General features: G+C 60.7%; 21 protein-coding genes. 8 read left to right on the top strand and 13 right to left on the bottom strand.

Going from position 1 to position 21,696, the window contains the following annotated elements:
- Positions 1-29 precede the first annotated feature (29 nt).
- From ACYASU_RS25555 to ACYASU_RS25525, 7 genes are all read left to right on the top strand, one after another.
- Positions 30-1,169 carry a PepSY-associated TM helix domain-containing protein gene (locus ACYASU_RS25555; RefSeq protein ID WP_463584469.1) on the top strand — a complete coding sequence of 380 codons (1,140 nt, stop codon included), beginning with the start codon at positions 30-32 and terminating at the stop codon, positions 1,167-1,169.
- The gene (locus ACYASU_RS25550; RefSeq protein ID WP_074886829.1) at positions 1,166-1,357 is read left to right on the top strand and encodes a hypothetical protein; all 192 of its coding nucleotides are present in this window, start codon (positions 1,166-1,168) and stop codon (positions 1,355-1,357) included. The genes ACYASU_RS25555 and ACYASU_RS25550 overlap by 4 nt, the downstream gene beginning before the upstream one ends.
- Positions 1,358-1,638: 281 nt before the next feature.
- Positions 1,639-2,127 carry an Hcp family type VI secretion system effector gene (locus ACYASU_RS25545; protein ID WP_282368310.1) on the top strand — a complete coding sequence of 163 codons (489 nt, stop codon included), beginning with the start codon at positions 1,639-1,641 and terminating at the stop codon, positions 2,125-2,127.
- 14 nt (positions 2,128-2,141) lie between these two features.
- Positions 2,142-2,630, top strand: a complete 489-nt coding sequence (locus ACYASU_RS25540) for a hypothetical protein (RefSeq protein WP_192173156.1) — start codon at positions 2,142-2,144, stop codon at positions 2,628-2,630.
- On the top strand, positions 2,631-2,891 hold the full coding sequence (locus tag ACYASU_RS25535; RefSeq protein ID WP_463584468.1) for a hypothetical protein: 261 nt from the start codon (positions 2,631-2,633) through the stop codon (positions 2,889-2,891).
- 327 nt (positions 2,892-3,218) lie between these two features.
- The gene (locus ACYASU_RS25530; RefSeq protein WP_282368314.1) at positions 3,219-4,532 is read left to right on the top strand and encodes an MFS transporter; all 1,314 of its coding nucleotides are present in this window, start codon (positions 3,219-3,221) and stop codon (positions 4,530-4,532) included.
- Between the two features lie 106 nt (positions 4,533-4,638).
- The gene (locus ACYASU_RS25525; protein WP_463584467.1) at positions 4,639-5,268 is read left to right on the top strand and encodes a glutathione S-transferase family protein; all 630 of its coding nucleotides are present in this window, start codon (positions 4,639-4,641) and stop codon (positions 5,266-5,268) included.
- A 182-nt stretch (positions 5,269-5,450) separates the two neighbouring features.
- Here the strand turns inward: ACYASU_RS25525 and creD are convergent, their stop codons facing one another.
- From creD to rloA2, 4 genes are all read right to left on the bottom strand, one after another.
- On the bottom strand, positions 5,451-6,827 hold the full coding sequence (creD, locus tag ACYASU_RS25520; RefSeq protein WP_463584466.1) for a cell envelope integrity protein CreD: 1,377 nt from the start codon (positions 6,825-6,827) through the stop codon (positions 5,451-5,453).
- A 142-nt stretch (positions 6,828-6,969) separates the two neighbouring features.
- Positions 6,970-8,400 carry a two-component system sensor histidine kinase CreC gene (gene creC / locus ACYASU_RS25515; protein WP_463584465.1) on the bottom strand — a complete coding sequence of 477 codons (1,431 nt, stop codon included), beginning with the start codon at positions 8,398-8,400 and terminating at the stop codon, positions 6,970-6,972.
- Positions 8,400-9,080: a two-component system response regulator CreB gene (creB, locus tag ACYASU_RS25510; RefSeq protein ID WP_463584464.1), complete on the bottom strand. Its 681-nt coding sequence runs from the start codon at positions 9,078-9,080 to the stop codon at positions 8,400-8,402. The genes creC and creB overlap by 1 nt, the downstream gene beginning before the upstream one ends.
- A 59-nt stretch (positions 9,081-9,139) precedes the next feature.
- Positions 9,140-9,640, bottom strand: a complete 501-nt coding sequence (rloA2, locus tag ACYASU_RS25505; RefSeq protein WP_463584463.1) for a retropepsin-like aspartic peptidase RloA2 — start codon at positions 9,638-9,640, stop codon at positions 9,140-9,142.
- A gap of 223 nt (positions 9,641-9,863) precedes the next feature.
- On the opposite strand from rloA2, the gene ACYASU_RS25500 reads away from it, so the two are divergent.
- The gene (locus tag ACYASU_RS25500; RefSeq protein ID WP_463584462.1) at positions 9,864-10,751 is read left to right on the top strand and encodes an acyltransferase; all 888 of its coding nucleotides are present in this window, start codon (positions 9,864-9,866) and stop codon (positions 10,749-10,751) included.
- Positions 10,752-10,801: 50 nt separating this feature from the next.
- Here ACYASU_RS25500 and ACYASU_RS25495 read toward each other — a convergent pair whose 3' ends face one another.
- From ACYASU_RS25495 to glyA, 9 genes are all read right to left on the bottom strand, one after another.
- Positions 10,802-11,365: a DUF2780 domain-containing protein gene (locus ACYASU_RS25495; RefSeq protein ID WP_463584461.1), complete on the bottom strand. Its 564-nt coding sequence runs from the start codon at positions 11,363-11,365 to the stop codon at positions 10,802-10,804.
- 87 nt (positions 11,366-11,452) lie between these two features.
- On the bottom strand, positions 11,453-11,920 hold the full coding sequence (locus tag ACYASU_RS25490; protein ID WP_463584460.1) for a DUF1190 domain-containing protein: 468 nt from the start codon (positions 11,918-11,920) through the stop codon (positions 11,453-11,455).
- 310 nt (positions 11,921-12,230) lie between these two features.
- Complete coding sequence (fdhA, locus tag ACYASU_RS25485; RefSeq protein WP_192173166.1) at positions 12,231-13,430, bottom strand: formaldehyde dehydrogenase, glutathione-independent; 1,200 nt, start codon at positions 13,428-13,430, stop codon at positions 12,231-12,233.
- Positions 13,431-13,555: 125 nt separating this feature from the next.
- Positions 13,556-14,413 carry a formyltetrahydrofolate deformylase gene (gene purU, locus ACYASU_RS25480; protein WP_463584459.1) on the bottom strand — a complete coding sequence of 286 codons (858 nt, stop codon included), beginning with the start codon at positions 14,411-14,413 and terminating at the stop codon, positions 13,556-13,558.
- 147 nt (positions 14,414-14,560) lie between these two features.
- Entirely contained in the window at positions 14,561-15,193 is a 633-nt protein-coding gene (locus ACYASU_RS25475; RefSeq protein WP_463584458.1) for a sarcosine oxidase subunit gamma, read from the bottom strand.
- A gap of 153 nt (positions 15,194-15,346) precedes the next feature.
- Positions 15,347-18,367 carry a sarcosine oxidase subunit alpha gene (locus tag ACYASU_RS25470; RefSeq protein ID WP_463584457.1) on the bottom strand — a complete coding sequence of 1,007 codons (3,021 nt, stop codon included), beginning with the start codon at positions 18,365-18,367 and terminating at the stop codon, positions 15,347-15,349.
- Positions 18,364-18,678 carry a sarcosine oxidase subunit delta gene (locus ACYASU_RS25465; RefSeq protein ID WP_074886785.1) on the bottom strand — a complete coding sequence of 105 codons (315 nt, stop codon included), beginning with the start codon at positions 18,676-18,678 and terminating at the stop codon, positions 18,364-18,366. The genes ACYASU_RS25470 and ACYASU_RS25465 overlap by 4 nt, the downstream gene beginning before the upstream one ends.
- A 15-nt stretch (positions 18,679-18,693) precedes the next feature.
- Positions 18,694-19,944, bottom strand: a complete 1,251-nt coding sequence (locus tag ACYASU_RS25460) for a sarcosine oxidase subunit beta family protein (protein ID WP_192173169.1) — start codon at positions 19,942-19,944, stop codon at positions 18,694-18,696.
- Between the two features lie 15 nt (positions 19,945-19,959).
- Positions 19,960-21,213: a serine hydroxymethyltransferase gene (glyA, locus tag ACYASU_RS25455; RefSeq protein ID WP_463584456.1), complete on the bottom strand. Its 1,254-nt coding sequence runs from the start codon at positions 21,211-21,213 to the stop codon at positions 19,960-19,962.
- Between the last annotated feature and the right edge of the window lie 483 nt (positions 21,214-21,696).

The raw sequence follows: 21,696 nt of genomic DNA, 5'->3' as shown, positions 1-21,696 counted from the left end.
TGTTGCTTTCGCTGACTCCGGATTTCCACATGAAAAGCCAAACCATCCGCCGCTGGTCTTTCATCCACACGTGGACCAGCCTGATCTGTACGGCATTCCTGCTGATGCTGGCGATCACTGGCTTGCCGCTGATCTTCAGTCACGAGATCGCTCACCTGACGGGCGACGCGCCGGAATTCAAGGAAATGCCCGCCGGCACCCCGCATCTGGACCTTGAACAACTGGTCCGCTCAGCCGAGGCCCATCGCCCCGGCGACGTGATGCAGTATTTCGGCTGGGACGACGATGACCCCAACGGCGTCTACGCCATCATGGGCAAGACTGCCGGCGGCGACCCGAACGAATCCCACAGTTTCATGCTCGACGCGCGCACCGGCGAGGCGATGGAAACGCCGAGCGCCAATGGCGGTTTCATGATGATCATGCTGCGCCTGCACGTGGACATGTACGCTGGGCTGCCGGGCAAGCTGTTGCTGGCGTTCATGGGACTGCTGTTTGTCATGGCGATCGTGTCCGGCGTCGTGTTGTATGCGCCCTTCATGCGCCGACTGGATTTCGCCACGGTGCGCCCGAATAAATCGAAGCGAGTGCGTTGGCTTGATCTGCACAACCTGATCGGCGTCGTCACGCTGACCTGGGCCATGGTCGTCGGCTTGACCGGCGTGCTCAACGCCTGCGCCGATCTGGTGATCGCGCAATGGCGCACCGACGCGCTGATGACCATGATCGCGCCGTACAAGGACGCCCCACCCCTGGCCGAACGCGCACCGGCGACCCGATTGATCGACATTTCCAAAGCCACTGTCCCCGGCGCCGAGCCGAGCTTCATTGCCTTTCCCGGCTCGCGCTTTTCCAGCGAGCATCACTACGCCGTGTTCATGAAAGGCGACACGCACCTGACGTCCCACCTGCTGACCCCTGTCCTGATCGACGCTCAGGACCTGCACGTCACCGCAACACTGGGACGCCCGTGGTACATGGACGCCCTGCTGCTGTCGCAACCGCTGCACTTCGGCGACTACGGCGGCATGCCGATGAAAATCCTGTGGGCTGCACTGGATGTACTGACGATCATCGTCCTCGGCAGTGGCTTGTATCTGTGGTGGGTCCGACGTCGCGCCACAGTCGCTGCGGCCAAGAACGTCGCAGTCGAGGCAGAAGTCGCATGACCCGGCACAAGAAGCATTCGGCGTTCTGGAAGACATTCGGCACGCCCGGCTGGATCGCCCTGCTGACCGCAGTCGGCCTGTTCGCCGCACTGCTCGGCGACGGTGCGTGGGATGTACTCGCCTGGGTGGGCATGGCCATTCCGACCTGGTACAGCTGCAAAGGATTGATGGCGCGCAAGCGGGTTTGATCCACCGAACCCCGCTTCTGCATGATTGACATCGAACCGTACCCAATGAACCGGTTTGCTTTGACGATGGCAGGGGCGCGCGCATCCGCAGTAAAACATCGCATCCTGCCTGGCCTCCCTTGGTTATAAGTCGAACAAGTCCGTAAGAAACTTCCCTCGCAACAACACTAAGCGTCCTACACGCTCCGACTCCCAGGCTGGCCTCCCCTGCGAGTCACCCTCCCGATAATCGATATTCCGCCCTGGCAGGGCATCCACACTATCCATCGGGAAGACCCACAATGGCGCTCGACGCATTTTTGAAGATTGAAGGCATTGCTGGCGAAGCACTGGATGAGCAGTGCAAAGACTGGATTGAAATCACCGGATATTCGTTCGGCACCTACCAGAGCGCGTCCGTTACAGCCAGCACGGCTGGCGGCGCAACTTCCGGGCGTACCACGCTCAGCAACCTGACGCTGACCAAGATGCTCGACAAGTCGAGCTGCAAACTGATGGCAGCCAACTGCGCCGGAGAGCACTTCAAGGAAGTGAAGCTTTCCGTACACCGTGCAGGGGGCGACAAAATGAAGTTCTACGAAATCATTCTCGAAGAAGTGATCATCGCCGAATACAACCAACTCGCCAACGACGGCATTCCCACCGAACTCATCCAGCTCAACTACGGCCGTATCCGCTCGACCTACACCCTGCAAAACAGAAACGACGGGAGCGCGGCCGGCAGCGTAACAGGCGGATGGGACAGGATCGGCAATAAGCAATATTGCTGAGCGAGGGACATGTCATGGACTTCGAACGTACCCAACATGTCGGCCATTACGGTGTCGTGTTTACGCTTATTCACTTCACCGTGCAGCCGGACGATGCCGCATCGTTGAGAACGATCAACCTACCGGAAATAACCAAGGGTCATTTTGAGGTCATCCGGTTGATTGAAGAAACCTACGAGCGAATGCTTGCACAGGGGCGGCCTTGCCGGATGGTGCTTGCGGTGTCTAATCGCCTGAGCCGGAATACTGCCGATCTATTAAATGATCAACGAGTGAGAGTGGGTGGCGCCATATCCTCGCTGAGCGGCAAAGCTGTTACAGAGGTGTTCGGTCCGATAGTAGGAGGGATGGCGGGCATGTTCTCAGGAGGGAAGGCCAAACAAGGAATTCCGACCTACCACGTCGGTGATGTAATAGTCAGTATCGACGCACAAGTTGCGGGAGGTATTGGCCCTCAGAGGTCCTCGTCAGCATTGCTGCTTAAAAACAACGGTGATGGCTAGATGGCGTTTTATATCTCGTTAGTCATCGTCGCGGCTGCCATCTGGAGCGCCTGTCGAGTCACAAGACGATGGCGCTATCAGTGGGTGCTTGGCCTCGCCATCATCGTCTTTTGGTTTGCTTACGTTGTCCCTTGGGTCGTGAGAGCGGAAGCAATTGAAGATGAGCAGTTTCTTGATTATGAAATATTGCTCGAAGGCCTGCTCTATGTAGGGTTGGGATTACTGGGCGACAACTTGTGGCGTGACGACGAGCCAAAGTAGCGAATCGCATCGCCTCACCCACCAACTGGCTTGTCCCACGCGCCTCCTCGCGCGGGGCAAGCACGTTCCGCCATCCTGGTCATCACATAACCTCCCGCCATTTACACATCCAGCAGGCCCGCGTTCTGCCTCCGAATCTCACGCCTCCATAGGCAATCGATCACCCCAAAACCCAGCGCAGCCGGTGACAATCCAGTTACATAAAGAAATACAATGGCGATTTACGGGTATTTCAATTGACAACAAAACGTGCGTTTGACTAAATCCAGTCATACGACGACGTATAACGATCGCCGCTAAATAAAAACAATACCCAGAGTGGACTCGATGAAAATCAAAGGCATCCGTTGGTGGATGGTCGCGCTGATAACCGGCGGGCTGATCGTCAACTACCTCGCGCGCAACACCCTCTCCGTCGCCGCTCCCACCATGATGAGCGAGCTGAACATTTCCACCGAACAGTACTCGCACGTCGTCATCGCGTGGCAGATGGGCTATGCCTTCATGCAGCCGGTTGCTGGCTACGTGATCGACGCCATCGGGACCAAAATCGGCTTCGCGGTTTTCGCCATTGCCTGGTCGGTGGCGTGCGCATCGGCGGCCATGGCCACCGGCTGGCAGAGTCTGGCGTTCCTGCGCAGCTTGCTGGGCATCACTGAAGCGGCGGGTTTTCCTGCGGCGATCAAAGCGACCACTGAATGGTTTCCGGCCAAAGAGCGCTCGGTCGCCATCGGCTGGTTCAACATCGGTTCGTCGATCGGCGCGTTGCTGGCCCCTCCCCTTGTGGTCTGGGCGATCCTGCACAGCGGCTGGCAGATCGCGTTCGTCATCGTCGGCGGGCTGGGTCTGCTGTGGAGCGCAGGCTGGCTGTTCTTCTACAAGCACCCGCGCAATCAGCGTCTGCTGGGCGATGAGGAGCGCGATTACATTCTTGCCGGTCAGGAATCCCACCTGAAGGACGCGCCGACCAAGCACGCCAGCTGGAAGAAGATCGTCGGCACCCGCAATTTCTACGCAATCGCTTCGGCACGCATGCTGTCGGAGCCGGCCTGGCAGACGTTCAACGCGTGGATTCCGCTGTACCTGATGACCGAACGCCACATGAACATCAAGGAAATCGCGATGTTTGCCTGGCTGCCGTTTCTCGCCGCCGACATTGGCTGCGTGTTGGGCGGTTACCTGAGCCCGTTCTTTTACAAGCACTTCAACGTCTCGCTGCTGACGTCGCGCAAGATGGTGATGGTGTTCGGTTCGCTGTGCATGATCGGCCCTGGCTGCATCGGTCTGGTGGACAGCCCTTATGTCGCCATCGCGCTGCTGTGCGCTGGCGGTTTTGCGCACCAGACGCTGTCGGGCGCCTTGTACGCCATCACGTCGGACTCCTTCGGCAAGAACGAAGTGGGTACGGCAACTGGCCTGGGTGGCATGTTCGGGTTTCTGGGCGCGGCGCTGTTCACGCTGGTGCTCGGGATCATGGTCACCAAGGTTGGCTACAGCCCGCTGTTTGTGGCCCTGGCCGCTTTCGATCTCGTCGCCGCCACGATCATCTGGTTTGTCGCCAAGCCGCTGTTGACCGGCACACCTTCGGCGCAATCCGGAACGGCATCGGCAGACTCGGCAGACGGGGTCCCTACTGTCTGACATTCAGGTCCGGGCCGTTGCAAATCGGCCCGGCATCTCATCGGGATATTGCACAGCGTCCGTGCCCTCACTAGTCTGGAGGGCCAGTTCGATCAGAGGAATATCCATGTCTGCGCCCAGCATGACGCTCCATTACAACGCCGCTTCACCCTTCGCGCGCAAGGTGCTGATCCTGCTTCATGAAACCGGACAGGCAAGCCGGGTCAGTCTCAAAGCGGTTGCGCTCACCCCCGTCAGCCCCGACGCCGAAGTCTGCCGCGACAATCCGTGCGGGAAGATTCCGGCGCTGTGCCTGGCCGACGACAACGTGATCCATGACAGCCGGGTCATTCTCGAATACCTGGATCAACAGCACGTCGGCAACCCTCTCATTCCCAAAGAAGGCTCGGCGCGCTGGCGGCGATTGACGCTCGCGTCACTGGCCGATGCCCTGATGGACGCTGCGCTGCTCATCCGTTACGAGACCTTCCTGCGGCCCGAGGAGAAACACTGGGCGGAATGGCTTGACGCCCAGCAAGAGAAAATCGCTCGCACGCTGGCCTACTTCGAAGCCGAAGCCGTCACTGAACTGAGTACGCATTTCGACGTTGCGTCGATCAGCGTGGCCTGTGCGCTGGGTTATCTGGATTTCCGCCAGCCAAATCTGGGCTGGCGCAGCAGCTACCCGCGATTGGCGATCTGGTATTACGAAGTCAGTCAGCGGCCATCGATGCTGGAAACCCAGCCGCCCGCCTGACTGCTTTCAAATCACAGGTATCAACGAAGCCGGATTCATTCGCGCGACGCGAATCGGTCCGCTTCGGTGAGGGCTGCGCCGTCGGACCGCGACGGAATCTGCTTTCGTCAGCCCACAACCAGTTTGCTATTTCCACTGCAAGCGCGTGCCCGATCTGCTGGTCTTCACGCAGTCCCACCCGACTACTCATGACTCGCCTCGACCACCAGCGCGGCAGGTTTTGCGGGACGTTGCGCCAGCGCATACCAGTCCAGCTTGCGCGTCAGCACCATGAACACGCCGAGGACACCGAACAGTAGCAGAGCGCCCATCAGCAAGGCGTAGTCTTCGGCACCGAGCAGGCCGTAAAGCAATGCATACAGGATTCCCAGCGCCACGCCGAATGACAGTCCGTGACGAACGCTGCCCAGCACATGGCAGACGTAGAACCCGATCAGCCCCACACAGGCACTGGCCGATAACAAATACGCGAGCGTGAAGCCCAGGTGTTCGGACAGCGACAACAGCAGCAGATAGAACAACGCCAGCGACGCACCGACCAGAGCGTATTGCACCGGGTGGACCGCCAGCCCTTTGAGCACTTCGAACAGCAGGAAGCCCGCGAAGGTGAGCGTGATGAAGAGCAGCGCATATTTGATCGAGCGATCACTCTTGAGGTACTGGTCGACCGGCGATATGAAGCTCACGCCGAAACTGCGACCGGCGAACTCGGTACACACTTCGCTGGATGAACAGCGGTTGAGAATTTCCTGCAGATTGGTTGCAAAGAAAGAAGTCTGCCAATTGGCGCTGAAGCCCTGCCCGGAAACGTCGCGACTGGCGGGCAGGTAGTTGCCAATGAAGCTCGGATGCGGCCAGTCAGCCGCCACCCGTACAACACTCGATTTGCCCACGGGCGTGATCTGCAACTGTCCAGTGCCCTGCAGACGAAGATCGAACGCGAAATTCAGGCGCTTCTGCTCCACGCCGGTTTCCAGCGGCAGCACGACGCTCACGCCCTCCCCCAACAGCGCCACGTCGGTACCTGGAACGAAGTCCAGTTGTTCGCCATTGAGATCAAGCTTCAGCGCGCTTTCGATGCCACGAACATCTGTAATGCCGACAGCCAGAAAAGGGGCATCGAACCGGTAGTTCTCGAAATCATTGCCCAGGCCAAAGTGCTCGGGCAGCACAAACTGCCCGCTCAGCGTGTTATCGGCGTGATAAAGGCGAGCCTCGTAAATGCCGCGCGAACGCACTTCGGTCTGGACCTTGCCGTCCAGTTCAAAGCGTTCGGGAAGGAAGTACAAGCGGCCCTTTTCCTCAACCGTTTCCTGATAGCGCTCGCGCGACTCCGCGTTGAGCTTCCAGATCCGGGTCAACTTGCGATACGGCACGATCAATAGCGGCCCGCTGATGTGCTGGCTGTAACTGGAGCTGCGCGCGATGTCTTCGACCACTTCGTCGCGCCTGCTCTGTCGATCCTGGATAAGCCCATTGATCATCATCAACGGGATCATCAGCGCCAGTATCAACAGACCGATCATTCCCACCTTGTAAATCGACATGCCCTTGTTCATCGAACTCTCCCGGTTTTTGATGGGGAGATTCTGAAAAGTCTGTGTGGAGCAATCGTGGGGGAAGTGTGGAGATTGTGTGGAATGTTTCGGACGATGAAACCCTTCCATCTCCAGGTCTACAACGTTAACGGACCGGCTTGTTTTATCGCAGCGTTACTCGCAGCTGCAACACCACCATCACCCCGCCTGCAACATTCCGTATCTGCATTTCCCCTCCATGCAACTGAATCACTTCTTCAACGAAGTTGAGCCCAAGGCCAGTGCTTTTGCGGCCACTGTCGGGCCGGGGCAGGGAATAGAAGCGCTCGCTCAGGCGAGGCAGTGCGTATTCGGGAATGGGGTCGGCTCTGTTGAAAAACAGCACGTTCACGCGCTCGCCCTCCGGCTCGGCGCTGAAGCGCAACGTGCCTCCGTCTGGCGTGAAGTCCAGCGCGTTGTCGAGCAAATTGGAGAACGCCTGGCGCAACAGAAAGCGCTCCCCAGTCACAAACACCTCAGCCGTAATCAGCCGTTCGACGATCAAACCCTTGCGCTCGATGCGCGCGGCCTGCGCCGCCAGCGTGTCCTCGACCAGCCCGGCAAGTGGCACCAGGACGCGCTCTTCCAGTCCCTGGCGTTGTTCGACCATGGCCAGATTCAGCAGCCGTTCGATCAACTGCTGGACGCGCGCGCTTTCGTTATCGATGTTGCTGACGAAGCGCTGCCGCTGATCGGCGGGCATGTCGCCCTGCAACAGCTCGGCAGCGCCGCGGATCGCAGCAAGGGGGCTTTTCAGTTCATGGGTGAGGGTATGCACATAGCGCTCGACGTAGTCCTTGCCTTCCAGCTGTGTGCGCATGTGCTCGACGGCTGCAGACAACTGTGCCAGTTCGCCGCCTCGATAACGGGGCAGCTCGACGCGGCGCCCTTCGCTCACGGCCTGGGCGTATTCGGTCAATCGACGCAGCGCGCTGCTCACCCACCACGACAGCAACCCAGCGAACATCAACCCCAGAACGATCAGCCCCGCGCCGTAATACAGCAGACGCCGCTCTGTCCGGTCCACGTAAGGCTGCAGCGAGCTATTGGGTTTGGCCACGGTCACGACACCGATGATGCGGTCACCGTCGCGAATCGGCGCGCCCACGTGCATGACCGATGAGTTGGGGTCCTGAGGATCGCTGCGGGTCGAGCGCGCGCCATATTGGCCACGCAAGGTGAGAAACACATCATTCCAGCGTGAATAATCCTGTCCCACGGCCTCGCCACTGGAGTCGAGCAAAACAATGCCGTGGGCGTCGGTCACATACACGCGGTTATTGACCTGATTCTTTGGCATGCCCCAGATCTTCGCGTCCGGCTGTCGCAACCCATAGGCCGTGAGCACTTGCGGAAAGCGGCTCTGGCTCAAGGTGCCCGCTTTAACGTCGGCCTGCAGCACCTCGGCAAGAAGGTTCGCGGTGTCCACCAGCGTCTCTTCCGTGGATTGCCGAACGCCGGGGCGCACCTCTTTCATCACCGTGTTGAGGACGAAATACCCCGTCAGGCCAATGAACAGCGCATAGACCAAAAAAATCCGCAGGCCCAGCCGCATCAGCTGTGATCCGGGCTGTAGCTGTAGCCGAGCCCGCGATGGGTCTGAATCGGCTCGGCCACGGCGACGATCGCCCTCAACTTGGCGCGGACGCTTTTGATGTGGCTGTCGATGCTGCGCTCGTAGCCGGCATCGCTGGCAACGCCGACCGCATCGAGTAACTGCTCTCGGCTAAACACCCGTCCTGGTTGCTCCAGCAGACAGCGCAACAGGCGAAACTCGTGCCGCGTCAGGCTCATGGGCTGGCCGCGATAGCTGATCAGCACGCGCTGGGCATCCACCGAAAAATGGCCGGTGGGGGGATTGGCGTCGACTCGAGGCGCGATTCGTTTGAGGATCGCCTTGACCCGTGCAGTGACTTCACGCGGGCTGAACGGCTTGACGACGTAGTCATCCGCGCCGATTTCCAGCCCCACCACGCGATCAATTTCACCATCACGGGCGCTCAGAAACATCACAGGCACCTCGGTAAACCGACGCAGTTGTTTGCAGGCTTCGAAGCCGCTGATATCGGGCAGGCCGATGTCGAGGATGATGAGGTCGGCGGGCGTCTCGCGTTGCAGGTCGACGGCCGCCTGTCCCAGCGTTAGCCATGCGGTGGTGAAACCCTCGCCCTGCAGGGCATAGATGAGGGTATCGGCGATGGCGGCTTCATCTTCGACAATGAGAATGTGGGGCATGGCATCCGAGCACGCGGCGTAAAGCCGGAACGGTGCCGGATATCAGTCCCGCCCGTCAATCAGCACTCAGGCTTGTCCGCCGTATACCGACGGGCCGGGTTAACCGCCGCGCCGAATTCAAGCAGGGCCTTAGCGCCAATCAGCAGGGGATAGTTGAAGTGGCTGCGGTCGACGAGGTTGACCTCAACGGTACGCTTGACGTTGCCCAGGCACAGTTCGAGGTCCACGACCGGGCGCTTGGTCGGGTCAGCCGGTTCTTCTTCATCGTCGCCTTCGGAGCGGCCCTTGATCCGGCTGATGCGCGAAACCTTGTGCTCGTACACTTTGCTGTCGGCGTCTTTGGTCGCAAGACGGAAGCGCACCCAGTCATCGCCATCGCGCTTGAACAGTTCGATGTCCTTGGCCGACAGCGATGCGGTCAACGCGCCGGTGTCCATTTTGGCTTTGAACGTCTCGCCGATCTCCGAGACCTGAATGTATTCGTAACGACCGTACAACGTCGGTTCGGCAGCCATGACAGGCAACGCCAGCAAAGACATAAGCGCCAGAAGGGATTTCACGTCACATTTTCCTCGTGATGGATGAGCGGTCGGGCGTGCCCGGTTTAGACCATAACTTTGCCGATGGTTCGCGCCCGGAACTGCAGCACCGGGCAGTCGCGGTGCAGGCAATGGGAAGCGTACCGAAAACGGCGTGAAACATTCGTCGGTATCGCCGGGGATTTTGCGCCAGGCGCCCGGCCTGCTTATCATTGCGCGCCACCCTGTCGACCGCGAGTGCCTTATGCGTCACCTGCTCACCGGAATTGCCGTCACGTTGCTGCTTCTGCTCAATACGCTGGTGCTGATCGGCCCGCTGATGGTCTTTGCTCTGCTCAAGTTGGTGTTCCAGAGTGAGATGCGTGACAACTGCTCGGCGGCGGTGATGTGGATCGCCGAGACCTGGTGTGAGATCAACAAGCTGATTTTCAAAATTTGCCTGCCGACCCAGTGGGAAATCCGCGGCGACGAAGGCCTGCGTGGCGACACGTCCTACCTGGTCATCGGCAACCACCAGTCCTGGGTCGACATCCCGGCGCTGGTGCAGGCGCTGAATCGACGTACGCCGTTCTTCAAATTCTTCCTCAAGAAAGAGCTGATCTGGGTGCCGTTCCTGGGGCTGGCGTGGTGGGCGCTCGATTACCCGTTCATGAAGCGCTACACGAAAGCGTTTCTGGCCAGGCATCCCGAGCTCAAGGGTAAGGATCTGGAAATCACCCGCGAGGCGTGCGAACTGTTCAAACGTCAGCCGGTGACGGTGGTGAATTACCTGGAGGGGACGCGCTTTACCCCGGCCAAGAAAGCCGAGCAGGCTTCGCCCTATCGTTACTTGCTCAAGCCCAAGGCGGGCGGCGTCGCATTTGTGCTGGCGGCGATGGGTGAGCAACTGGACGCGGTGCTCGATGTGACGGTCGTGTATCCCAGCGAGCGCATCCCGGGGTTCTGGGACTTGCTATCAGGACGCGTGCCGCGGGTGATCGTCGACATCAAGACCCGCGAACTCGACCCTGCGCTGTGGCAGGGCGATTACGAGAATGACCCGGTGTTCCGCGTGTACGTGCAGGACTGGATCAACAGGCTTTGGGAAGAGAAGGATGCGCGAATTGCCGAGCTACGCGGCCTGATTTCCTAGCACCATTTCTTGGCAACAAGCGCCCCTTTTGCAGGGGCGCGGCAACTCAATTACTTGGCGCCCCAGACGCCACTCAACGCCTGCAACGCCGAACCACCGACGCCTTGCTGACCGAGGTATTGCAGAATCACCGGCACGAACTGGCTGACCATGCTGCTGTTCATGCCCAGCGCGCTGAACGCCTTGTTCACGTCGCCCATGCTCTGCACGTTGCCCAGTGCGCTATCCAGAGCAGAGTTGCTGCTCCCGGAATTACCCAACAGTCCGCCCAGATCACTCAGGCTACCAAGGGCTGATGTGCCGGCCAGCTGGTCGAGGCCAGGCACTGATTTGCTCAGTTGCGAATAGTCGTTGCCGGCGAGCTTGTTTTTGGCCAGCCCCAACAAGGCGCCAGTCCCGCCAACCGCTTGCTCCGGTGTGACGTTCAACTGGGTGCCCAGCGTGTTCAACAGCCCGGCTGCTTCAGGCGCGGCGGTTGCCTTTTGCTGGCCGCCGGTGGCATTGGCAACCGCATTGGCCGCGTCATTCAGATTGAAAGCGAAGACCGGCGTGGCTGCCAGCGCCATCAGGCTCGCCAGCGCAGCACCGCGTACGTTTTTCAGTGAAACTTTCATCGCAACAACCTCGTTTGCCGGGAGACCGGCCATGGCCGGGTAAACACGCGTTGGACCGCCCCTCGAAGGGAAGTTCCACGCAGGGCCTCAGGGTTTGCTGACATAAAACAACCGCTGCGGCTCGAAGGTCCGCGCCAGCCGTTGATTCGCAGCTGTGGAGCCCGCCTGCAGGACCCGGTGGCGAATGAATGCCTTATCGAAATGCTCGCCGTTGTTAAGCTTCTCGCGCAGGCTGATCAAGCGCGTGCCGCCCTGATGATCGGCGCCGCGATAGAGCGGTTCACTGAAGAGGCGCACCTGGGAGTCGGGGCTACCCCCGGTGGATGTCAGCTGAACCTGGGTGATGATCGCGAAACCGGACAGCCAGGGCGACCAGAGCCGGGAAACGTCGGCAGCGAAACACTCACCCGGGGTGAAGTCCGCCTCGCAGTCCGCCAGCTCACGGTAGGTCGGCGCCACTCGCACATGCTGTCGGTAAGCAGCGCGGTATCCTGCCTCGCAGACCGGCGGGGCGACCCCGGCCCAGATGCAGGCATTCGGACTTTCAAAGAACATTTCCGAAGAAGCCCAGCCCGACGAAAAGGGCTCCAGGTGAGCGCTTGCCAACGTCGCCGGCAGCCAGAGCAGCGGCATTGCGACGAGGAAATGAATCGATGTTCTAACCCACCTGACAACCATGCATGACCCGCCACCTGAAAAAACCGGCCGGACAAATAGCACGGAGAAAAGGCAGCTGAAACAAGCAGGAACGCAATTCAAACGCTCCTCAACCATTTTCAGAAACGCCCTACAAATATCGGGTTAGAGCCCTACGTCAGACATAAAAAAAGCGACCCGAAGGTCGCCTTTTGTGAGCGTCAGAGGATCACGCGGCGCTGAACAGTTTGTGCGGATCGATGACGAATTTCTTCGGCACACCGGCATCGAACTCGCCATAACCGCGCGGGGCATCGTCGAGGCTGATGACTTCCACGCCCACTACATCGGCGATGTTGATGCGGTCCCACATGATGGCCTGCATCAGTTGACGGTTGTACTTCATGACCGGTGTCTGGCCGGTGTGGAAGCTGTGGGATTTCGCCCAGCCCAGGCCGAAACGAATGCTCAGCGCGCCCACCTTGGCGGCAGCGTCCACGGCGCCCGGGTCTTCCGTTACGTAAAGGCCGGGAATGCCGATCTTGCCAGCAACGCGAACCACGCCCATCAGCGAGTTGAGTACGGTGGCTGGTGCCTCGGCCTTGGCGCCCGTATGGCCATGACCGCGCGCTTCAAAGCCCACAGCGTCGACGGCGCAGTCCACTTCGGGCTCACCCAGCAGATCGGCGATTTGCTCGTGCAGCGGGGTGTCTTTGGACAGGTCGGCGATCTCAAAACCCTGGGCCTTGGCGTGGGCCAGACGCACCGGGTTGACGTCACCGACGATCACAACTGCAGCGCCCAGCAAGCGGGCCGAAGCAGCAGCGGCAAGCCCCACGGGACCGGCGCCGGCGATGTACACCGAGCTGCCCGGGCCAACGCCGGCAGTCACTGCGCCGTGGTAGCCGGTCGGCAGGATGTCGGAAAGGCAGGTCAGGTCGCGGATCTTCGACATCGCCTTGTCGCGATCGGGAAGCTTGAGCAGGTTGAAGTCGGCGTAGGGCACGAGCACGTATTCGGCCTGCCCGCCGGTCCAGTCGCCCATGTCGACGTAACCGTAGGCACCGCCGGCACGGGCCGGGTTAACGGTCAGGCAGACGCCGGTGTGTTGTTCTTTGCAGGAGCGGCAACGGCCGCAGGCGACGTTGAACGGCACGGACACCAGATCGCCGATCTTGAGATTCTCGACGTCGCTGCCCTTCTCGATCACTTCACCGGTGATTTCGTGACCCAGTACGAGGCCAACCTGGGCCGTCGTTCGGCCACGCACCATGTGTTGATCGGAACCACAAATGTTGGTGGAAACCACGCGCAAGATCACCCCGTGCTCGATCTTCTTGCCGCGCGGGTCCTGCATCTTGGGATAGTCGATTTTCTGTACTTCGACCTTGCCTGCGCCGAGATACACCACACCACGATTACCAGACATGCCATCACCTCTGTATTTATTGTTGGATAGAGAGTGGATCGGGTTCGAGCGGCAAGCTACACGCCGCAAGAAGTGTGAACACCGCCTTTTCTTGCGGCTTGAAGCTTGAAGCTTGCAGCTACCACCTACAGCACCACCGTCCTGTTGGCGTTGAGAAACACCCGGCGCTCAATGTGGTAACCCACCGCGCGTGCCAGGGTCAGGCCTTCGATGTCGCGGCCCTTGGCGATCAGGTCTTCGGGGTAGTGACTGTGGTCGACCACTTCGACGCCCTGGGCGATGATCGGCCCTTCGTCGAGGTCGTTGTTAATGTAATGCGCGGTCGCGCCGACCAGTTTCACACCCTTGTTGTAAGCCTGGTGATAGGGCTTGGCGCCCTTGAAGCCTGGCAGCAGCGAGTGATGAATATTGATCGCCTTGCCATCGAGCTTACGGCACAGCTCCGGCGACAGCACCTGCATGTAGCGGGCAAGCACCACCAGTTCGGCGCCGGTGTCTTCGATCACCTTCATCACCCGCGCTTCCTGGGCCGGTTTGTCGTTGGGGTCGAGGGGGAAATGGTAGTAGGGAATGTCGTGCCAGCGCACCAGTGGTTCGAGGTCCGGGTGATTGGAGACGACAGCAACCACGTCCATGGACAGCTGATTGATGCGCTGGCGGTAGAGCAGATCGTTCAGGCAGTGGTCGGCTTTGGAGACCATGATCACCACTTTCGGGCGGTAATTCGGGGCCGTGAGCTCGAAGATCATGCCGAAGGATTCGCCGCGCTCGGCCAGGCCGGCCCGGAAAGACGACTCGTCAAATCCCTCCGGCTGGCGGAACTCGACGCGAATAAAGAAGCGGCTGGACAGCCGGTCATCGAACGAATGGTGCTCGGTGACGTAGCAGCCCTGCTCAAAGAGGTAACGCGTCACCGCGTCCACCGTGCCCAGCACGCTGGGACAGTCGGCGGTCAGAATCCAGGTATCGGGGGCGCGGCTCATAGATATTCCTTGATCGTTCCCACGCTCTGCGTGGGAATGCGGTTCAGGACGCTCCGCGTCCATAGTCGAGTGACGCCGAGCATCACAGGCGGCGTTCCTACGCTGAGCGTGGGAACGATCAGCACAGGTCGTGTCGCCAATCCGGAATCAGGCAGCGACGCCCAAACCATACTCCGCGCTCGCATCCTGCAACCACAGCCACCAGTAATCGGCAAAGCTGCGGCGGATCACCAGCTCCCAGGTCTCTTCACCGGTACGGCGGATCACCAGCTGCGATTTGGCGAACACCGTGCCGACGGCCTTCCCCACCGGAAAATTATTCGGGTGCACGTCATAGCTGGTGGACTTCATCAGCACTTCGCGCACCTTCGGGCCGGTCAGCTCCAGCAACGATTGCCCGCCGCTGACGTTGACGATCGCGATGTGCAGACCAGCGAGCGCTTCGCGCAGCTTCTGTTCGACGGCGAATTCTTCACCGGTCGGCACGATCAACAGCCACTCATCCGGGCCCAGCCACTGGATTGAGCTGTCGCCGCTGGAGACCAGCGCCAGCGCGCCCGGCAGTTCCATGCCCAGCGCCTTGTGCACGCCCGCCGCGAACGCCGGGTCCTGGCCATTGCCACGGATGGTCAGGTGGCCAAGCAGTTTTTTCTCCCGCAGCACGACGCCCGGATTGCTGCGGCCCTTGCCAATCAGGCTCTGAAGGTCAGCATGAAACAGCGGCGACTCGGCTTTGGCCTCGGTCGCTGGCCGCTGTTGGTAAACGTTGGCTGTGGTCATAGAGCACCTGTGTTGAAGTCTGTTGTTTCAGTGAACACGTTCCCGTAGGAGTGAGCTTGCTCGCGATCGCGGTGTATCAGTCACCAGATGTGAGCCTGATCTCACGCCATCGCGAGCAAGCTCACTCCCACAGGAATGTAAGCAAGCCAAGACTTACTCCACGTTCTGCTGATCACCCTTCGGATCGAAGAATACCGAGGACACAATCTCCGCCTCGATCACCGATCCATCCGCCAGCGGCGCAAACACCCGCTCGCCCATGCGCTTCAGCCCGCCCTTCACCACACCCATGGCAAACGAATAACCCAGCGAGTTCGCCGCGTAACTCGACGTCACGTGGCCGACCATCTTCATCGGGATCGACTGCTTCGGATCGAACACCAGTTGCGCGCCTTCCGGCAGCCACTTGTTCGGATCAATTGGCTTGAGGCCTACGAGTTGCTTGCGATCTTCCCGCACGCAGTCCTCACGGTTCATGCCACGCTGGCCGATCCACGAGAACGGCTTGGTACGGCCGACACACCAGCCCATGTTCAAATCGTCCGGGGTCATCGAACCGTCGGTGTCCTGGCCGACGATGATGAAGCCCTTCTCGGCCCGCAGGACGTGCATGGTTTCAGTGCCGTACGGGGTCAGGTTGTACTGCTTGCCCGCTTCGGCGATTTTTTCCAGAACGCCCATGGCGTAGTCGGCCTGGATGTTCACCTCGTAGGAGAGCTCTCCGGTAAACGAAATCCGGAACACCCGCGCCGGTACTCCGCCCACCAGCCCTTCTTTCCAGGTCATGAACGGAAACGCTTCACGGCCCAGATCGATGTCGGTCACTTCGCTGAGCAGCTTGCGGCTGTTCGGGCCTGACAGGGTCAGGGTCGCGTAGTGGTCGGTGACGGAGGTGAAGTACACCTTCAGGTCCGGCCATTCGGTCTGTTGATAAATTTCCAGCCACTGCAGCACGCGTGCGGCGCCGCCGGTTGTGGTGGTCATGATGAAATGGTTGTCGGCGATGCAGGCGGTGACGCCGTCGTCGAAGACCATGCCGTCTTCCTTGCACATCAGGCCGTAACGCGCCTTGCCCACATCGAGCTTGGTCCAGGCGTTGGTGTAGATGCGGTTCAGAAACTCCCGGGCATCCGGGCCTTGAATGTCGATTTTGCCCAGCGTCGATGCGTCCAGCAGGCCTACGCTGTCGCGCACGGCCTTGCATTCGCGGCGCACAGCCGCGTGGATGTCTTCACCGGCTTTCGGGAAGTACCACGGCCGTTTCCACTGCCCTACATCTTCGAATTCGGCGCCGTTCTTCACGTGCCACGCATGCAGCGCGGTGAAGCGCACAGGCTCGAAGACGTGACCGCAGTGACGCCCGGCAATGGCGCCGAAGGTCACCGGCGTGTAGTTCGGGCGGAACATGGTGGTGCCCATTTCCGGGATTGACACGTTCAGCGAGCGAGCCGCAATGGCCAGGCCGTTGACGTTGCCGAGCTTGCCCTGGTCGGTACCGAAACCCAGCGCCGTGTAGCGTTTGACGTGCTCGACGGACTCGAAACCCTCGCGGGTCGCCAGTTCGATGGCCGCGGCGGTGACGTCGTTCTGCAGGTCGACGAATTGCTTCGGCGCCCGCGCTGTGCCTTTTTCGTGCGGTACCTGGAACAGCGCCAGTGTCGGTTCTTCCACACGGCTCAGGGCTTTGGGCAGTACGCCTTCGACCGGTTTGAAACCGGCTTCACTGGCGGCACGAACACCGCCTTCAAAACCGTCGGCCAGCGAGTCGCCGAGGGCGTAAACGCCATTCACACCACCGACACAGACGCGTTTCTGCGGCGCTTCGCCCGGCACGAAACCGAGGATGTCCTCGCGCCAGACCGGTTTGCCGCCGAGGTGCGAAGCCAGGTGAACGATCGGGCTGTAGCCACCGGAGCTGGCGACCAGGTCGCAGTCGAGCCACTCGCCCGGGCTGGCAACCTTGTGGCCTTTGACGTCGATGGCGGCCACGCGGGCGGCACTGACGCGCTTGCTGCCACGGGCTTCCACCACGGCGCTGCCGGTCAGGATCCGAATGCCTTTGGCGCGGGCTTCTTCCACCAACGCACCGCGCGGGTTGTGACGCGCATCGGCGACGGCGACCACGTGCAGGCCGGCATCAAGCCAGTCCAGCGCCACGCGGTACGCGTAATCATTGTTGGTCGACAGGATCAGTTTCTTGCCCGGCGCCACGCCATAACGACGCACGTACGTGGAGACCGCGCCGGCCAGCATGTTGCCCGGCACATCGTTGTTGCCGTAAACCAGGGGACGCTCGTGGGTGCCGGTCGCCAGCACCACGCGCTTGGCGCGAACCCGGTGCATGCGCTGACGCACCTGGCCAATCGGCGCGCGATCGCCCAAGTGATCGGTCAGCCGCTCGTGAATGGTCAGGAAATTGTGGTCGTGATAGCCGTTCACCGTGGCGCGCGGCAACAGGGTCACGTTGGGCAGGCCTTTGAGTTCGGCCACCACCGTCGCTACCCATTCCGCTGCCGGTTTACCGTCCAGACTTTCGCGGCTGTCCAGCAGGCTGCCGCCGAATTCTTCCTGCTCGTCCGCCAGGATGACCCGAGCACCGCTGCGCGCAGCGGCCAGTGCGGCGGCCAGACCTGCAGGGCCGGCGCCGACCACCAGCACATCGCAGTGCTGGTTCATGTTGTCGTAGGTGTCCGGATCCAGCTCGGTCGGCGAACGCCCCAGGCCCGCTGCCTTGCGGATGTACTTCTCGTAGGTCATCCAGAACGACTGCGGGTACATGAAGGTTTTGTAGTAGAAGCCCGGCGGCATCAGCTTGCCGCCGACCTTGCCGAGAATGCCCATCATGTCGGTGTTCACGCTCGGCCAGCCGTTGGTGCTGGTCGCGACGAGGCCCGAGTAAAGCGCCTGTTGCGTGGCGCGCACGTTGGGGATCTGCGTGGCTTCGGTGGCGCCGATCTGCAGCACGGCATTCGGCTCTTCGGAACCCGCCGCGAAGATGCCGCGAGGACGGGAATACTTGAAGCTGCGACCGATGATGTCGACGCCGTTGGCAAGCAAGGCGGCGGCCAGGGTGTCGCCTTCGAAGCCTTGGTAGGTCTGGCCATTGAAGTTGAAATTCAGGACCTTGCTGCGATCGATGCGGCCGCCGTTGGGCAGGCGATTGGACTGGCTCATACCTGATCCCCCTTTCTGATCGCGGGCGCCGGATTGACGAACTGCGGCTGCGTGCCGATCGGATAGGTTTCGAGAATTTCGTAGGTCACGGTGTCACGCGTCGTGTTGAAGTACTGACGGCAGCCCGCTGCATGAATCCACAGTTCGTGGTGCAGGCCGCGCGGGTTGTCGCGAAAGAACATGTAGTCGCCCCACTCCTCGTCTGTGCAGGCGGCCGGGTCCAGCGGACGCGGGATGTGAGCCTGACCGGAGACGTGGAATTCCTCTTCGGAGCGCAGTTCGCCACAGTGAGGACAGAAGATATGCAACATGGGAAAAGTCCTCTGTTAGTGGGCTACGGCTGCAGCGCCGTGTTCGTCGATCAACGCGCCGTTGTGGAACCGGTCGATTGAGAAGGGTTTGGCCAGCGGGTGCATTTCGCCCTTGGCCAGGCTGGCGGCAAACACGTTGCCCGAGCCTGGGGTGGCCTTGAAGCCACCAGTGCCCCAACCGCAGTTGAAGAACATGTTCGGGACAGGCGTTTTGGAAATGATCGGGCAGGCGTCCGGCGTGGTGTCGACGATGCCGCCCCACTGGCGGTTCATGCGCACCCGCGAGAGCACCGGGAACATCTCGACGATGGCCTGAATGGTGTGTTCGATCACCGGGTAAGAGCCGCGCTGGCCGTAGCCGACCCAGCTGTCGATGCCGGCACCGATCACCAGGTCGCCCTTGTCGGACTGGCTGATGTAACCGTGTACGGCGTTGGACATGATCACGCTGTCGATGATGGGCTTGATCGGCTCCGACACCAGCGCCTGCAACGGATGGGATTCCACCGGCAGACGGAAGCCAGCGAGCTTGGCCATGTGGCCGGAGTTGCCTGCCGTCACCACACCGACGCGTTTGGCGCCAATGAAGCCCTTGTTGGTTTCGACGCCGATGCACACGCCGTTTTCCTTGCGGAAGCCGGTCACTTCGGTCTGCTGAATCAAGTCCACGCCCAACGCATCAGCGGCACGGGCGTAACCCCAGGCCACGGCGTCATGACGCGCGACACCGCCGCGACGCTGCACCGTTGCGCCGATGATCGGGTAACGGGTGTTTTTCGAGCAGTCGAGGTACGGAATTTCTTCAGCCACTTGCTTGCCGTTGAGCAGCTCGCCGTCGACACCGTTGAGGCGGTTGGCGCTGACTCGGCGCTCGGAATCACGCATGTCCTGCAGGGTGTGGCACAGGTTGTATACGCCGCGCTGGGAAAACATGACGTTGTAGTTGATGTCCTGGGACAGGCCTTCCCACAGTTTCATCGCGTGTTCGTACAAGTGCGCGGATTCGTCCCACAGGTAGTTGGAGCGCACGATGGTGGTGTTGCGTGCGGTATTACCGCCGCCCAGCCAACCTTTTTCGACCACGGCCACGTTGGTGATGCCGTGCTCTTTCGCCAGGTAATAGGCTGTCGCCAGACCGTGTCCGCCGCCGCCGACGATGACCACGTCGTAGACCTTTTTCGGGGTCGGCGTGCGCCACATGCGCTGCCAGTTTTCGTGGTGGCTGAGGGAGTGTTTGAAGAGGCCGAAGCCCGAGTAATGCTGCATGGTGCGACTCCTGACTCAGCGGTAAACCGGGAAATCGGCGCACAGCGCGGCGACCTGCTCGGCAACATTGGCCTCGACATCGGCGTCGCCGAGGTTGTCGAGGATGTCGCAGATCCAGCCGGCCAGCGTGATGCACTGGGTAACTTTGAAACCGCGCGTGGTCACAGCGGGTGTGCCGATGCGCAGGCCCGACGTCACGAACGGCGATTGGGGATCATTCGGCACGGCATTCTTGTTGACGGTAATGTGCGCTCGACCGAGCGCCGCGTCGCCGTCTTTCCCGGTCAGGCCCTGACGGATCAGGCTGACGAGGAACAGGTGGTTGTCCGTCCCGCCGGAAACTACGTCGTAACCACGATCAATGAACACTTGCGCCATGGCCTGGGCGTTGTCGATCACTTGCTGTTGATAGGCTTTGAAACCGGGCTCCATGGCTTCCTTGAAGCACACGGCCTTGCCGGCAATCACGTGCATCAGCGGGCCGCCCTGGGCACCCGGGAACACGGCGGAATTGAGCTTCTTCTCGATCTCTTCGTTGGCCTTGGCCAGGATCAACCCGCCACGGGGGCCGCGCAGGGTTTTGTGTGTGGTGGTGGTGACCACATCGGCGTACGGCAGCGGGTTCGGGTACAAACCGGCGGCGACCAGACCGGCCACATGGGCCATGTCAACGAACAGCAGCGCGCCCACCTTGTCGGCGATCTCACGAAAGCGCGGGAAATCCAGGGTTTTGGAGTAGGCCGAGAAACCGGCAACGATCATCTTCGGTTTGTGCTCGACCGCCAGTCGCTCAACTTCGTCGTAATCGATCAGGCCGGTGGCAACGTCGATACCGTATTGAACGGCGTTGTACAGCTTGCCCGAGGACGACACTTTGGCGCCGTGGGTCAGGTGACCGCCATGGGCCAGGCTCATGCCCAGCAATGTATCTCCCGCTTGCAGCAGCGCCAGGTAAACCGCGCTGTTGGCCGACGAACCGGAGTGTGGCTGGACGTTGGCGTAGTCGGCACCAAACAGCAGCTTGGCGCGATCGATCGCCAGTTGCTCGACCTTGTCGACGTGCTCGCAACCGCCGTAGTAACGCTTGCCGGGATAACCCTCGGCGTATTTGTTGGTCAGGCCGCTGCCCTGGGCCTGCATCACGCGCTTACTGGTGTAGTTCTCCGAGGCGATCAGCTCGATGTGGTCTTCCTGACGCTGCTCCTCGGCACTGATTGCCGCCAACAGTGCATCGTCATAACCCTGGATCTGGTCTTGCTTGCTGAACATCGCGGTTCTCCCAGCGGCGGCGCGGCGCCTGAATGATCGACAGGGCCGTGAACTGCCCTTTGGCCACGATGGTATGGCTGACGCCGACAGCCCAGATGCCTGCGCGCGCCACACAAAGGCGCGTTTACGACATGGGTTAACGGGGAAGGAGAAACGAGGTGCCTGGAACGATGATTTTACTACGGAAAGCCCCCCAATCCATTTCTGGTCCTGATTCTCGCCACAAGCCGTGAGAGTCTGGTTTGCCGACGATCTGCCGGGAAGAGACGGCAAGCCCACAGAACGCGGTATGTCAGGGGGGACCGTGTCGTCGGGCTTTGTGACTGAGTCGTAGCCAATCGTCGGCAAGCCGGACTCCCACGCCCTTCAGGCAGAAGTGGAACGGTCAATGCGTCACACACAAAAATCCTCTGTCGACGCTGCGACTCTAGTGGGGAGAATGTCGCATTTAGACATATCGACGATATGGGTATTTTTAAATCA

The organism is Pseudomonas sp. HP_12 (genome assembly GCF_055283955.1).
This window is presented reverse-complemented; position numbering and strand designations above follow the sequence as displayed.